The 13,575-nt window shown below is 59.7% G+C and carries 12 protein-coding genes and 2 pseudogenes; 6 read left to right on the top strand and 8 right to left on the bottom strand.

Annotated features, from left to right (window positions below; translation table 11 throughout):
• Nucleotides 1–7: 7 nt before the first annotated feature.
• From EOA86_RS05145 to EOA86_RS39265, 7 genes and pseudogenes are all read right to left on the bottom strand, one after another.
• Nucleotides 8–606 (bottom strand): annotated as a pseudogene (locus EOA86_RS05145) (nitrogen fixation protein NifQ).
• A 14-nt stretch (nt 607–620) separates the two neighbouring features.
• Nucleotides 621–1,673: an LLM class flavin-dependent oxidoreductase gene (locus tag EOA86_RS05140; protein ID WP_091599492.1), complete on the bottom strand. Its 1,053-nt coding sequence runs from the start codon at nt 1,671–1,673 to the stop codon at nt 621–623.
• 138 nt (nt 1,674–1,811) lie between these two features.
• Nucleotides 1,812–3,413, bottom strand: coding sequence for an SDR family oxidoreductase (locus tag EOA86_RS05135; RefSeq protein WP_091599495.1), 1,602 nt, complete (start codon nt 3,411–3,413; stop codon nt 1,812–1,814).
• Between the two features lie 148 nt (nt 3,414–3,561).
• Nucleotides 3,562–4,149 (bottom strand): nuclear transport factor 2 family protein, encoded by a 588-nt coding sequence (locus tag EOA86_RS05130; protein ID WP_236378846.1) that lies wholly within the window; start codon nt 4,147–4,149, stop codon nt 3,562–3,564.
• 138 nt (nt 4,150–4,287) lie between these two features.
• Nucleotides 4,288–4,410 (bottom strand): annotated as a pseudogene (locus tag EOA86_RS39965) (ferredoxin); the annotation flags it as partial.
• Between the two features lie 29 nt (nt 4,411–4,439).
• Nucleotides 4,440–5,618: a cytochrome P450 gene (locus EOA86_RS05125; protein WP_164746650.1), complete on the bottom strand. Its 1,179-nt coding sequence runs from the start codon at nt 5,616–5,618 to the stop codon at nt 4,440–4,442.
• A 517-nt stretch (nt 5,619–6,135) separates the two neighbouring features.
• Nucleotides 6,136–6,273 (bottom strand): hypothetical protein, encoded by a 138-nt coding sequence (locus EOA86_RS39265; protein WP_206629961.1) that lies wholly within the window; start codon nt 6,271–6,273, stop codon nt 6,136–6,138.
• A gap of 834 nt (nt 6,274–7,107) precedes the next feature.
• Between EOA86_RS39265 and EOA86_RS05115 the strand changes: the two genes are divergently transcribed.
• Nucleotides 7,108–8,340 carry an MFS transporter gene (locus tag EOA86_RS05115; RefSeq protein WP_091599502.1) on the top strand — a complete coding sequence of 411 codons (1,233 nt, stop codon included), beginning with the start codon at nt 7,108–7,110 and terminating at the stop codon, nt 8,338–8,340.
• Between the two features lie 249 nt (nt 8,341–8,589).
• Here EOA86_RS05115 and EOA86_RS05110 read toward each other — a convergent pair whose 3' ends face one another.
• Nucleotides 8,590–9,648 carry a ChuX/HutX family heme-like substrate-binding protein gene (locus EOA86_RS05110; protein ID WP_091599505.1) on the bottom strand — a complete coding sequence of 353 codons (1,059 nt, stop codon included), beginning with the start codon at nt 9,646–9,648 and terminating at the stop codon, nt 8,590–8,592.
• A gap of 592 nt (nt 9,649–10,240) precedes the next feature.
• Between EOA86_RS05110 and EOA86_RS05105 the strand changes: the two genes are divergently transcribed.
• The 5 genes from EOA86_RS05105 to EOA86_RS05085 form a co-directional block, all read left to right on the top strand.
• Entirely contained in the window at nt 10,241–10,561 is a 321-nt protein-coding gene (locus EOA86_RS05105; RefSeq protein ID WP_091599508.1) for an iron-sulfur cluster assembly accessory protein, read from the top strand.
• A gap of 17 nt (nt 10,562–10,578) precedes the next feature.
• Nucleotides 10,579–10,896, top strand: coding sequence for a hypothetical protein (locus EOA86_RS05100; RefSeq protein ID WP_127284186.1), 318 nt, complete (start codon nt 10,579–10,581; stop codon nt 10,894–10,896).
• A 12-nt stretch (nt 10,897–10,908) separates the two neighbouring features.
• On the top strand, nt 10,909–12,123 hold the full coding sequence (gene nifS / locus EOA86_RS05095) for a cysteine desulfurase NifS (protein WP_091599511.1): 1,215 nt from the start codon (nt 10,909–10,911) through the stop codon (nt 12,121–12,123).
• A gap of 187 nt (nt 12,124–12,310) precedes the next feature.
• The gene (nifW, locus tag EOA86_RS05090) at nt 12,311–12,688 is read left to right on the top strand and encodes a nitrogenase stabilizing/protective protein NifW (protein WP_091599514.1); all 378 of its coding nucleotides are present in this window, start codon (nt 12,311–12,313) and stop codon (nt 12,686–12,688) included.
• Nucleotides 12,689–12,876: 188 nt separating this feature from the next.
• Nucleotides 12,877–13,575: electron transfer flavoprotein subunit beta/FixA family protein (locus EOA86_RS05085; RefSeq protein WP_164891562.1), on the top strand; the 699-nt coding region annotated here is incomplete at its 3' end.

Here is a 13,575-nt window from a genome sequence, read left to right as displayed (position 1 = left end):
GAAGTGACTAACCGGCATTCCTGGTCGGCGAGAGGCGACTCTCAACTTCCTCCGGGCCGAAGCAGCTTTCGAAGTCATGGCATTCCCGACAACTGGGTGCAGTGCATGACGAAAAGCCTTCGGCCTCACACAGCTTGCGGTAAAAGTACTTTTTCCATTTCATGTTTCTGTGTTGCCTGCCGCCAGCGCGGGAAAATGTCTGGCAAGCAGGCGGCTGAGCTCAGCGCGATTTGAGAGGCCAAGATCCCGCCAAAGATGGTCCGTGCGCATCGCACGCCGGGCGATGATCTTGGCCAAGCGGGCGCTCGCCGGGTCGCCCGGCGCAGCATGCGCTAGCAGCAGCCGGCGCAGCAGCTCCTCTTCCAGTTCCGGCTCGGGCTCGCTCAACTCCTCCAAAGCGAATACGCTGCTGGAGGTAGACGGGAAAGTTGCGGCCAAGACATCACGCAATTCGACAGACGAAAGGCCTGTCCCCTCCGTCGCCAACACCTCGCCCGCCTGGACCTCCTCAAGCGAACGCGAAAGCACGCAGGGCAGCACATGCTGATCGAAGCTCCTCCCTAGCTCGGACCCACGCCATTGCGCGCGTGGATAGGCAGCCATCATCGTAACGGCCGGCTTCAGCTTCCGGCATGACAAAGCGCCTTGTTGACCGCAGGGATGATCTTGTCGCCCCAGAGCTCGATCTGGCGCAGCATCGTCTTTTGGTCGAAGTCGCCCAATTGAGTCTGAACTGCGATCTGGTCCGGTTTCAAGACATCGATCTCTTCCAGCAGGCGATCAATCACGCGATTTACGCTGCCAATCGGCAAATTTTTGCGCATGGTCTCGAAGGACAGATCCTGCTGGGTCGGTGTCTCCTGCAGCAGGTAGCCATCGTGGCTCTGTTGGCGGCGCTGATGCAGGGCTTCAGAAAGCCGGCGCTGGAAGCGGGCATTGTCGAGATAGCTGTTGATCTCCAACTCGTCGTGGCTGGCATAGCAGCAGCGCAGCAGCGATATCTTGACGTCGGTGACGTTCTTTTCCTCGGATGCCGCCGCCCTCTCGACTGATTCACGCAGTGTGGTCAAAGTCTCTAAGCCGTCGTGGAAGGCTGTGACAAAAAAATTGTGCCCCTCGCGGTAGGCCCGAGCCATCCGTGCGGCTCCGCCAGCGATCCAGATAGGCGGCGTCGGCTGCTGGACTGTGCGGACCGAAATCGCTGTTGGGGGGATCTTCTCATACTGGCCGTCGTGTTCGAAGACGTTTTGGTTGAGGCCCTTGAGAATGATGTCCAGGTATTCCGAAAAGACGGCCGGCGCCTCATCGATGTCCACGCCGAACCGTTCGAACTCGAACTGCTGGTATCCCAAGCCTACGCCGAGCTCGAGACGGCCGTTCGCAACGATGTCGGCGAAGCCGATCTCGGACAGCAGGCGCTGCGGTTGGTAAAGCGGCAGCACGCAGACGGCAGTGCCGAGGCGAATCGTGCTTGTCAAGCCGGCGCAGTGCGCCACCATCATCAGCGGGGATGGTATGAGGCTGTAATTGTTGAAGTGGTGCTCAGCAAACCACGCGGTGTTGAACCCAGCCTGCTCCGAAGCGACGGCCTGTTCGATGGAGTTGCGGATGACGCTTTCTGAGGATTGGTGATAGCCACGCTGGGCGGCCAGAATGAAAGTGGCAAATTCCATGATTTCTCCTCGTTATAGACACGTCAGCCGACCGGGAATGTGCTCGGCATGCGCATGCTTGGATCTCAAGCACCTCGGGTGCGTCGTGGAGCCGAGGCTTCATAATGCTCGGCCGGTCGCCCTGCGAATGCCTGGCAATTAACCTGCGGCCTCCGCAAAACATTCGTCATAGAGTTCGCTGGCGTTTCCCGCATCACCGAACGAGGTCCAGCCGCCGTCCACGTAGAGGATCGAGCCGTTGATGTATGAGGCGTCAGACGAAGCAAGGAAGAACGATGCATCTGCGACGTCTTCTGGCCGTCCCATCCTGCCCATGGGGATGCGTCGTCCGATTGCTGCCAGGTCGATGCGGCCGGCTTTGGCCAACTGAGCAAGTGCGGGCGTGCGGATGTGGCCAGGAGCGACGGTGGCTGTCCGAATTCCGACCGGGCCGAGTTCGGCCGCCATGCAACGGGTCAGCATATCCATCCCCGCCTTGGAGGCGCCGTAGGCATGGCGCGGCGCGAACGGCAGAAAGCTGTCGATCGACCCGAGATTGAGGATCACGCCGCCCGGGCGCATAGCCTTGATCGCTTCGCGCGCGCAGGTGAAGGCGCCGGTAAGGTTGACATCCAGGACGTGTTCGAGCTGTTTCGACAGTTGCTCGATCGCAGGCACAATCCTGTCGGCGGTATCAGCACTATTGACCAGAACATCGATATACCCGAAGCGTCGCCTCAGCTCTTCGAACATCGACACCACATCGCTCTCGACGGCCACGTCCAGCGATTTCGCCAGATGCTTGCCGGGGAGCGATGTAGCCAGCTCTGCCGCTGCAGTGCCATCTTTATCAGCAATCACGACGGTGTCGCCGTTCGCGGCAAAGCGGCGAGCGACGGCCGCGCCAATGCTTTTTGCGCCACCGGTGACGAGCACGATTCGCGCATCTGTGCATTCGGCCGGACAGGAGAGCTCGGCTTGGAGCGCACTATCCACCGGCGGGTGAGCATCCCCCGGCTGGTTGAATGACATCCAGCCTCCGTCGACTGCCAGCACCGAGCCGGTGATGTAGCGCGCCTGCGTGCTGCTCAGAAAACGCACGACCCTGGCGATCTCGTCGGGGCGAGCCAAGCGCCCCATCGGCACGCGGCGGCGTATCGCCGCGAGGTCCATTTTGCCAGCGCGTGCCAGTTCTGTGACCATTGGGGTGCGGACGGAGCCCGGCGCCACCGCCGTGACGCGGATTCCTCGCATAGCCCACTCGCACGCAAGGGACTTTGTCAACGAGATCACGCCAGCTTTCGAGGCTGCGTAGGCGTTGCGCCTGGGATTGCCGACCACGCCCGCCATCGAAGCCACATTGACGATCGCACCGCCCGGCCTCATGCGCCGCGCCGCTTCCCGGGCCATAACGAATGGCCCAATAAGGTTCACTGTCACGCCGCGTCGGAAGGTATCGACAGCGGTGTCGATGATCCTATCCATCGTGGGTCCAACCGCCGCATTGTTGATGAGGACATCGATTTGCGCGAACCGTGCTTCGACCTGGCCGAAAAGTGAGAGCATGTCCTTCTCTCGCGACACATCGCACTCCAGACCGACGTGCGGCGACCCGAGATCCCGAGCCAGTTCAACCACACCACTGCCCGGAAGGTCCACCGCAACTACAGTGTCTCCGTCCGCGGCAAGGATATCGACCAGGGCACGGCCGATCCCGCCCGCGGCGCCTGTGATGATTACGGTGCGTGCTGCCAGTTTCACGAGAGCTTCTCCACGATGACCGCTTGTGATCTCAGCCCATCGACCTTGGGCGGAATGAAGGGTCGAGCCAAATCGTTGCAGTGACCGCCAGTTGCGGCCCCACACAGATCTCAATCCCGCAAGGCGCTCATCCTCCATTTCTACCCACTTATGCAGCTCCCAGTTGGGGACCCTCGACGCCATCTTGGTCGGTGGGGATGTGACGCTTGAGCAGCTGGTAGATGGGATCGTCTGGATGTGGTGCTCCAATCGGCTGTCGCCGGCCGAACCTATCTGCCTCAAGAATCGCTGGCGGGATTTGCTCCTCAACCCAATCGTAGACGACTGTCCGTTCCGCAATTCGCCACTCGTCCTGCCTCTTCTGAAACAGATCGCAGTAACGGCCGCAAAGCAGCGTCTGACGTATTTCTTGGTCTGTATCCGGTCCGCGTTGCAGCGCGGTGAAATAGCTCTCGACCGCGGCCTCTGCTGAACTGATGAAGTCGATCAGGCTGTTCGTGATTTGATGGATGTTACGCTGCCCCGGCAGACCGAGAGCAAATTGGATGAAGTCCTCTGCCGGTCCGCAATAGGGACCGTGCCTGTCATACGCTTCGGGCCAGTATGCGCTACGCAGCGCCGCCTCATCGGCGCGGTCTATCCCGCGGCAGTACCGATACAGGCAGTTGCGGATCGCCTCTCGGTCACGCAGTTCGGTAATTTTCGCGTGGTCGACAGGTTCTGTCGCGAATTGTATGATTGTTTTGTCCTTCCCGACGCCAGTCTGCACTTTGCGTGTGTCTCTCTCTACAATTGAGTTAGCGGGGGGCTCGTCAACTTCCAGAGCTTGTTCGGGGCAGGCTCTTACCCCTTGTGAGGCAAGCAGTTGCTCCCCATCGGCAACATCAATATCACCGGGCAAGATGTAGCCGTCGTCATCAAGCTTGAAGACTCTCGGCGCCCGCGCCAAGCAGCGCGCATGACCCTGGCATCTGGCTTTGTGTACGATGACACGCATAGCGAACTCCAATGTCGTTGGCGGAAACTTCAGGACCAGTCCAGGATCAGATTCTCGATCCCGAACACATGGCCGCCGAAGGTGATGGGTTCAGTCCCTGTCTTGATCCGAAAGGCTGGGATGCGCGCCAGCCACTCCTCCAGGCCAATGACAATCTCCCGCCGGGCAAGGTGTGAGCCAAGACAACGATGGGGACCATAGCCAAAGGCAGCGTGCCGGTTGTCCTCGCGCGCCAGATCGATCTCATTCGGGTATTCGAATTCCGCCGGGTCACGATTGGCAATCATCGTGGCACAGGAAACATAGTCTCCCTTGCGGATCGGCGCGCCTTTGAAGTCGACATCCTTCGTTGCCACTCGGATCATCTGAATGGTCGAATAGGCGCGCAGCAATTCTTCCGCGGCGACGGCAATCCGGTCCGGTTCGCTTCGTAGCAATTCCTGATCTTTGGGGTTGCGCGCGAGATGGGCCAAGTCGAAGCATATGGCTGCTGAGACCGTGTCGAGCCCCGCGACGAACACAAGCACGCCGATGCCACGGACTTCTTCGTCACTGAGCAGACGGCCCTCGACCTTTGCCTTCACGATGAAGGTCATGAAATCATCGACCGGCTCCTTGCGGCGCTCGGTGGCAAGTTCGTCGATGAAGGCCACGATCGTCCGGGCTGCGGGTGGTCGTTGCTCCTTATCGCCGTGGAGCAGATCTCTAGCCCAGCCGACAAATGTTTCTAGTCCGTCGTCCGAAAGCCCAATAAAGCGAAGGAAGATATTGACCGCGAACGGAACTGCAAAATCCTTCATGATGTCGCAGCTCGTGCCTGATGCGGCGATCCTGTCGATCAGCTTGATCGCTCGTTCCCGGACAGCCGGCTCCAATGCCATTACCCGCTTTGGCGAAAGCAGCGGATTGAGCAGTGAGCGAAAAACACCGTGGAATGGCGGATCGAGCTCAAGCGGGATCATCGGCCAGCTCTCGCCGAGCACAGAGGCGAAGATGCTGCGATGGCTGGAAAACGTTTCGGTGTCCTGCAGCACCCGGCGCTGGTCGCTCGCGCGAGTGATGACCCAGGTACCCCGACCGTCGCGCGTGTTGCTGGTTGAATAAAAGATCGGAGGCCCGGCATGAACGCAAGCAACCGCTGCATGCGGATCCCCGTTGGCCGTCGGCAACATGCCGGGCGACGTAAACAGGCTGAAGTCCCTCACCATTTCGGGCGGGACATGATCTGGAACCGGCCGCGATTTAACCGCGCCAGAATCGAGAGACCGTTCATGAGATGCTGTCGGCATTTGCATGCAATCGTTGGTGCAAGCTCCGTGCCGAATTCGTCTTTCGATAATCCTTGCCGTTTGCTGGGCAACAGGTGGCGCCTGTGCTGACTTACTGGTCGGGATTGCAACATTCTTGTCCAGCGTCGGACACAGAATGTAGAAAGCTAGACACCGACTTGGAGCAACTCAATTGGTGGGATCGCTAGCCGATCATGTGCCCGGGGAGCATCCAGTTCGAAAGGTTGCGCTAAGCGGTTTGGTGACTTGGCCGAGGTCACCCAGGTGGAAATGACCAACACTTGTTCGTGAGCCTAGTGGCGCTCCCCTCGATGATGTCTGGCGGGGTGGTTAGCCGCCTCCGTGGGACAAGGTCAGTCTACAAGAATGGGCTATAGCCTCTCCTCGCCTGCCTCATTGGCCCTCCTTCAGAGCCGGCCACACGAGCTTTCGTCTTTCAGCACGGCGTTTTCTCGCCAGCTACCAGAGCCACACCGATGCCGTTAATGAGCGTCCAGTCGAGGGGTTGTGTGGCCCTGTCCATCTTGCCCAGCACCTTGGCTTCGCATTTGCCGGTGCGGCGGAAAGCCTTCAAGACGCAGTTCTTGACCTTCTCCAGATCAGCCTCGGACGGATATCGGCAAGGGTTCAGCTCGTCCTTTTGAACTTGCGCATCTTCGTGTTGGCGAACCCCAGGCCGCCCGACATATTTGCGGCCTATCCGGCACCTCAACTTCGAACAACCTTGCGGCAAGCTCTTGGGATAGCCCACGCTCGTGCCTCCACCACCCGCTCAGCAGAGCCAGATTTGTCGTTGATGGCACGGTACTTGCGCAGTCATTCGCAGACGCGTCACGGACCGAGAGTGTCGTCCCATGAATTCAATCACCAAAAAGGCCGCCCGACGTTGCTGGGACCGCCTGCAATTACCTTATCCCAGAATTGGGAGCAACGGCTTCAAAAGGGATAACTCATCACCTCAATTCTGTCGATCGCGCGGCCATCGAACCGCAGCCATCGATCAGACTTCCGCCTCGTTGCACTCATTGCGACCGCCTTGGTGCTTGCGACGACCGCTCAATTCTGGCTGCCAGGATAACCGCATATGGCGACGGAACTTCCTGCTTCAAAGCAATATAGAGATCGTCGATCATCCCCCCATCAAGGCCTCGATCGAGGACACCGCGTTCGGCTTGCTTGGTTCGCAGTGAACAGGCCGCACTTCGACGGATGCGATCGATGCGACCGCGCCGAGAACTCTCCCGCATTGTCGACGGTTGTGTCCGTCGGCCCTCCGATGAGGCCTCGGATGCGTGGGCGCCGAGGCCTCGACTGAGGCCGACTGGCCGCCGCCGGAAGGTCTAGCGGCTTTGATCCCCGGCGATATAGCCACCCCTGCTGCAACAGCTCCTAGCTGGAGAACTCATTCATGACCGAATCGGCGACAGATTTAGTGGACGCGGCTCTGTTCGACCGAGATCGGCTTGACCCAGAAAGTCCCTATCAACGGTCTGGCCCCGCATGGGGTGCGATCATTTCGCTTTCCTTCGGCACCTTCGGGCTTGTGACGGCAGAGTTTCTGCCCGCCAGCGTTCTGACACCGCTCGCGCATGATCTCGGTATCAGCACGGGCACGGCTGGACAGGCGCTAACAGCGACCGCAATCGTCGCGGCGATCTCGGCACCGACAATGGCCATCGTGACAAAGCGTCTGGACCGCAGGGTCGTCATCTGGGCGATGACGCTGCTGCTGATCCTGTCGAACGTTCTGGCGGAGGTTGCGGGGTCGCTGCCGGTGTTGCTGGCGGCACGCGTCGTCCTCGGCATATCGCTCGGTGGTTTTTGGTCAATTTCGGCAGCGTTGGCAATGCGGCTGGTTCCAAGTCACCTCATGCCGCGCGCCATGTCGATCATCCTCACCGGCGTTTCTGTCGCCTCCGTCTGCGCGGCTCCAATCGGCGCTTATGTCGGTGACATTTGGGGATGGCGAGCCTCGTTCAAGGTCGCCGCAATCGTGAGTGCCGTTGCGCTGCTCGTGCAACTCGTAACCATTCCGCCACTGCCTCCGATCGAAGTGCGCAGATTCCGCAGTCCGCTGGATGTCGCGAAGAATCCGACGATGAAGGTTGCGGTCCTAGTCGTGCTATTGGTCGCTTCCGGCCATTTTGCCAGCTTCGCCTACATCCGCGACTTTCTCGAGAGCGTTCCTCCGCTCGACAAGAAGTCGATCCCGCTCGTGTTCCTTGCTTCTGGCACGGCCGGCGTCTTCGGCAATTTAGCGGGCGCATTCCTCACCAAACACAGTCTCAAGGCAGTCGCGGCCCTGCCGCCCCTGCTCATTGCCGTAGCCGCTGTCTCGCTCCTGACTATGGGAGCATCGGCCTTGACCTCGGCAATTGCAGTTGCCGTATGGGGCTTTGCTTTTGGCGCGGTCCCGGTCGGATTGCAGACCTGGATGGTGCTGCGCGCCGCTCCGAAACAGGCCGAGAGCGCTGGTGTACTGATGGTCATAGCCTTCCAAGTGGCGATCGCAGCCGGCACAACTTTCGGTGGCCTATTGGTGGATCACACGGGCATTGCCAGTGTCTTTCTCTACAGCGCGGTTGCCACGTTCCTCGCTGTCTTGACAGTATTTCTGCTCGGCCCGAACCGCAACAGCTGACCGCCTGGTGGGGAGTGACGACGGTCGGTGGCGTTAACGCTATTGTCACCTCTGAGCTCGGCCAAAGGCCGCGGCTTCGTCGTAACCATGCCTTCGATGGGGCAGCGCCAAATTGCTACCTGCTCATCGCGTTATGACAATACAGCGCGCTTATTGCGTCATCGTGTTCCCGATCTCGGCTTCAATGCCCGGCTACTCGCTGCGGAGGCAGATGGGCGCCGGCGTCCCACCGACAACGATCGGTCTTTCTCATGTAGCTGTTCTCATGTAGCTGTCGGGGAAACGCGGCAGGTTTTCCGCCAGAACCCGCCAGTCGTCGCGCTCGCGTTCGCCTTCCTTGCGCGCACCGAACAACTGGATGATCATCTTGCCGTCGGACCCATATGCTTCGAGCGAGGTGACGTGACTGTCATTGGTCGGCTTGCGCACGGCCCAAACCTCACGGATTTGGTGGCTCCTGAGATGCAGCCGGAAGGTTTCGTCCAGCACATAGATGCACGGCCCGATCTGCTTGACCGACTTGATTAAGCCGGAATGGGTCTGGATAGAGCCTCGGTTGCCGACGAAGCACATGATCGGCAATTCGTCTTCGGCCGCACGCTGGAGCACGGCGCCAACTGCAGCATTGTCGAGCAGCCAAGCGTAATCCTGGCCTACCATGCGCAAAGCCTGGCAGCGGCTGAGCTTGAGCGTCTTCAGAAGGTTGACGTCAGTCAGCCGGCTCCAGTGCTCGCGTAGGTCGTCCACCGTGCCGGCCCGGTCCGCAGTCCTCGCGCCCAGGTCGGCTACTCTCGCCTTAAGCGACATGGTCGGCTCCTGGTTGGCGGATACGAGCTCGGCCACCAGCTTTCGATAGGCATGAAGGTTGGAGACCGGCCTGAGATGCACCTTATGCACTGCTGCGCCGGCGGCGTCGAAGAATTGCAAACTGCGCTGGATTCCGCCGCGATGGCGCCTTTCAACAGCGAAACCATACCTCCAAGCCTGCGGGAAGACGCGAAGGTCGAATTCGTCACCAAGGACCATGGCGTGATTGTTGCCGGTTATCACTTTGTTGAAGACGCCAATCTTTTCGTGCACGGCACCTTGATTGCGGGTCAGCGCCGTCACTTCGCCCACGAATTCGAGGCCCGTCAGCAGGTGATTGACGCGCGGGTCGATGCGTGCCGCGCCGAAACCGCAATGGGCCGCGACCAGTTCCGCTTCCGAAATGCCCAATTGGGCGGCGAAATCACGCGCGGGAATGCTCGGACAGACTTCCCACGCACGCCGGATTTCGTTGGGCGACCGCTTCTTGCGCTGATCCATGTTTTTAACCCCGCCCCGTTCTTCTTTTGACGATCGGTCGAAAAAAGGGCCTCAGGGGTGTGCACGGCGGACGCGATTGATCGTCAGGCACACGCCAGTCGAATCCTGTCTCCGGGCGGTCAGCGGCCAATCGCCGGTAGAGAGCGATTGTTGGGTGGTCGGCGCCAATCGGCCGATCGAGCATTCGGGTTCCACCGGCGGTGCTGCTTTCCCACACAAGGCGGGTCTGAGGGAGGAGCGACATATTGCTTCCTTCGTTCTTCGATTGCGAGGGCAACCCAAAGGTGAATCGGCCGGCAATTTTGCCGCCGCAACGAAGGCTCTCAAAAGTCGTGCCAGTTGCTCCGCGGCAAGCTCTGAACATCTTTGGCTCTGTTCATTGCTTTACGCGTGAGTGCATCGCGAACTCAGGCGCCCCTCCTGTGACGCGGACGCGACAAACCCGACAGTAAGTGTCGGTTGTCGGACGTCTCCCCAGCAATCGAGCATAGAGACGTCGGGATGTCCTACCGTTTTTACACACGTCTTCCCTTTGGCACGGTTCATGCGAGATGATCCGCGAAAACGTCACGGACCGAGGAGAAATCGAGCCATGATTACGCTCACCGACAACGCTGTTGCCGCCATCAAGGCCGCTCTTTACCGCGCCAGCGAGCCGGCGGAAGGATTTCGCATCATGGTCCATGCCGGCGGCTGCGCCGGCTTCCAATACTCAATGGGCCTGGAGAGCGTCTCACATGAGGGCGATACGATCATCGAGCGAGATGGGCTCAAGGTGTTCATGGATAGAGGCTCCCAACCCCATGCCGCCGGCATGACCGTCGACTTCGTCACAGGGCTCGAAACATCCGGCTTTGTTTTCGATAACCCCAATGCGCAGGAGAAGTGCAGCTGCGGCAAGTCCTGCAAATGATTGCAGGGGAACAGGCTATGTTCGACTATAGCGACGCCAAGGAATACTGCGTCAAACCGGTAACCCCCGGCGCTCTGGAACCAGCCGACACGCACTGTCGGCCCGGAACAATTGCGTTCGGTGATGTGCCAAATCGCGATCATCGATCGTTGCCGTGGGCAAGCAAACAACATTGCCCGAAACAGCTGAATTCCCGGCGGATGCCGCCACCAAATGGCAATGTCGGCAGCGACCGGTCAGCCAAGCCATCGCTCGCCCGGCCGCCCACCTCACCAGATACGATATGCGCCAGAGGTTCAATGGCCCGCCTACCCTTGAATCATTTCAGCAGTTGAAGGATCACTCCCATGAGACCTGTCTATCTCGACAACAACGCAACGACGCGGGTTGATCCTGCAGTCCTTGGAGCGATGTTGCCTTTCTTTACGGAGCAATTTGGCAATCCTTCGTCCATGCACGCCTATGGCGCATCGGTTGCTGAAGCCGTGAGAAAGGCGAGGCGGCAGTTGCAAGCCCTCATCGGCGCGGGATTCGAGGACGAGATCATCTTCACCTCGGGCGGGACTGAAAGCGACAGTACAGCCATCCTTTCGGCGCTCGAGGTAATGCCCGGTCGAACGGAAATAGTGACTTCCGCGGTTGAACATCCGGCCGTTCTGAAGTTGTGCGCGCACCTTGAAAAGACGCGCGGCGTCAAGGTGCACATTATCCCAGTCGATCACCACGGCCGGCTCGACCTGGACGCCTACAGAACCGCCCTCACCCCACAAGTGGCAATCGTCTCGATAATGTGGGCGAACAGTGAGACCGGTACGATCTTTCCCGTGGTTGAGCTTGCCGACCTAGCCAGGGAAGTCGGCGCGCTTTTCCACACTGATGCAGTGCAGGCGGTCGGAAGGTTTCCGATTGAGCTGAAATCGACCGCGATCGACATGCTGTCGCTCTCCGCCCACAAGCTGCATGGTCCAAAGGGGATAGGCGCGCTTTATGTAAGACGTGGCGTGCGCTTCTCCTCCCTGATCAAGGGTGGCCACCAAGAGCGCGACCGGCGTGCAGGCACTGAAAACACACCCGGCATAGTCGGACTGGGCATGGCGGCCGAACTCGCCTTGAAATTCATGGACGAGACAACACGAATAAAATGGTTGCGCGACCGCCTTGAGAACGGGATCATCCAGCGCATCCCAAACGCATCCATCAACGGCGATCCGCAGGAGCGATTGCCAAACACTGCAAACATTGGATTCGAAGGTATCGAAGGCGATGCAATCCCAATTGTCCTCAGCCGGCTGGGAATCGCCTGTTCCGCCGGGTCCGCCTGTGCCTCTGGCTCAATGGAACCGAGCCATGTTCTGATCGCTATGAACGCGGCATGTGGGGCAGTCCGCTTCTCCTTGTCGCGTGACAACGGCGAAGATGACGTAGACCGCGTGCTTGAGGTCCTGCCTGCGATCATCGAGAAACTACGTGCCGTTCCCAGTGCTGGACTGTGCGGGCGAGGTGCAGAACACCTTCATTCCGGCCCGGGCCCGAGCGGCACAATAGCCGACGCCCACTCATGAGCCGTGAGGACTTCCTCAACGTGACGACCCTACGCAATGGAGAGCAGGCAACCCGGGGTCGCCTTCACCACTTCAGAAAAGCTTGAGATCGCCAAGTCTCTTGCCCCAGCCGCCGTGCCAGAGGTCGGCACGCCGTCAGCAATGTCACCAACGCATCGACACCACAATTTCGCGCCGGGAGAATACAATGAACTGCTCCGCTGACAGCCGCCCGATTGATCCCACCGATATCCTGGCGCGACTGAAGGGCCTGTCGGCTGCGGAGGACTTCTTCGCCTGCCTTGGCGTCTCCTACGACCCGAAAGTGATGAATGTCTCGCGGCTCCATATCATGAAGCGCGTGGGCCAATACCTTGCCGAAGAAGATTTCTCCGGTCTGCCTGACCAGGTAATCGCCGCGCGGGTGCGCGCCAAGCTGGAACGCGCCTACGAAGATTTCGCGACTTCCTCGCCGCTCACGCAACGTGTGTTCAAGGTGCTAAGGGACCACGATCCAAACATATGTCCCGCACCTGGCCGCGCCTTCGTCCCGCTCGACTCTGCACTGAAGCGGTTCGGAAAGTAATGAGCCCGACACGGCTGCGACGCGACAATGTCGGGAAGTCGACAAATCCAGTCCTCATGACGCCTCCTCGGACGCAAACGAAGCCACCTTCTGGAATAGAGGCAGGAAGAAGACTTGGCATGAACGATGCAGGCAATGAGGTGAACCGCCAAGCACGCATCCGGACTGGGAGCTTAGAGAAATCGCCAATGCACATCGTAATCTGCATCAAGCAGGTGCCGGATTCGGCCCAGATCCGCGTCCACCCGGTGACGAACACGATCATGCGTCAGGGTGTGCCGACCATCATCAATCCTTACGACCTGTTCGCCCTCGAAGAAGCGCTCAAACTGCGCGACGTTCATGGTGGCGAGGTTACTGTGCTCACAATGGGTCCGCCCATGGCGGAGGACTCGCTGCGAAAGGCGCTCGGTTACGGTGCTGACCGAGCAGTTCTCTTGACGGACCGCTATTTTGCCGGATCCGATACGCTGGCGACCTCCTTTGCTCTTTCGCAAGCAATCGCAAAAATTGGGGAGACTTTCGGCAGGCCAGACATCGTCTTCACCGGCAAGCAGACGATTGACGGCGATACCGCCCAGGTCGGACCAGGCATAGCCAAGCGCCTGAATCTATCGCAACTTACCTACGTCGCGAAGATTGCCTCCATCGATCTCAAAACGCGCGAGATCGAAGTCGCGCGTCGCGCCGAAGGCGGCACCCAGTTGCTGAAGAGCAGACTCCCCTGCCTCATTACCATGCTGGAAGACACCAACGAAATCCGCCGGGGCTCGCTCCAGCAGGCTCTTTGCGCGGCGCGCAGCCAAGTCGTGAAGTGGACTGCAGCCGACGCCGGCATTGACGATCTCACCCGGTGCGGTCTGCGTGGCTCGCCGACAGTCGTCAAG

It is taken from the genome of Mesorhizobium sp. M5C.F.Ca.IN.020.32.2.1, from assembly GCF_004023105.1.
Classification (GTDB): Bacteria; Pseudomonadota; Alphaproteobacteria; order Rhizobiales; family Rhizobiaceae; genus Mesorhizobium; species Mesorhizobium wenxiniae.
This window is presented reverse-complemented; position numbering and strand designations above follow the sequence as displayed.

What these genes read in the sequence shown, in the direction of transcription:
- EOA86_RS05140 (WP_091599492.1), bottom strand. Translation starts at nt 1,673, where the DNA reads ATGGAATTTGCCACTTTCATTCTGGCCGCCCAGCGTGGCTATCACCAA.
- EOA86_RS05125 (WP_164746650.1), bottom strand. Translation starts at nt 5,618, where the DNA reads ATGGTGAGGGACTTCAGCCTGTTTACGTCGCCCGGCATGTTGCCGACG.
- EOA86_RS05115 (WP_091599502.1), top strand. Translation starts at nt 7,108, where the DNA reads ATGACCGAATCGGCGACAGATTTAGTGGACGCGGCTCTGTTCGACCGA.
- EOA86_RS05110 (WP_091599505.1), bottom strand. Translation starts at nt 9,648, where the DNA reads ATGGATCAGCGCAAGAAGCGGTCGCCCAACGAAATCCGGCGTGCGTGG.
- EOA86_RS05105 (WP_091599508.1), top strand. Translation starts at nt 10,241, where the DNA reads ATGATTACGCTCACCGACAACGCTGTTGCCGCCATCAAGGCCGCTCTT.
- EOA86_RS05100 (WP_127284186.1), top strand. Translation starts at nt 10,579, where the DNA reads ATGTTCGACTATAGCGACGCCAAGGAATACTGCGTCAAACCGGTAACC.
- nifS (WP_091599511.1), top strand. Translation starts at nt 10,909, where the DNA reads ATGAGACCTGTCTATCTCGACAACAACGCAACGACGCGGGTTGATCCT.
- nifW (WP_091599514.1), top strand. Translation starts at nt 12,311, where the DNA reads ATGAACTGCTCCGCTGACAGCCGCCCGATTGATCCCACCGATATCCTG.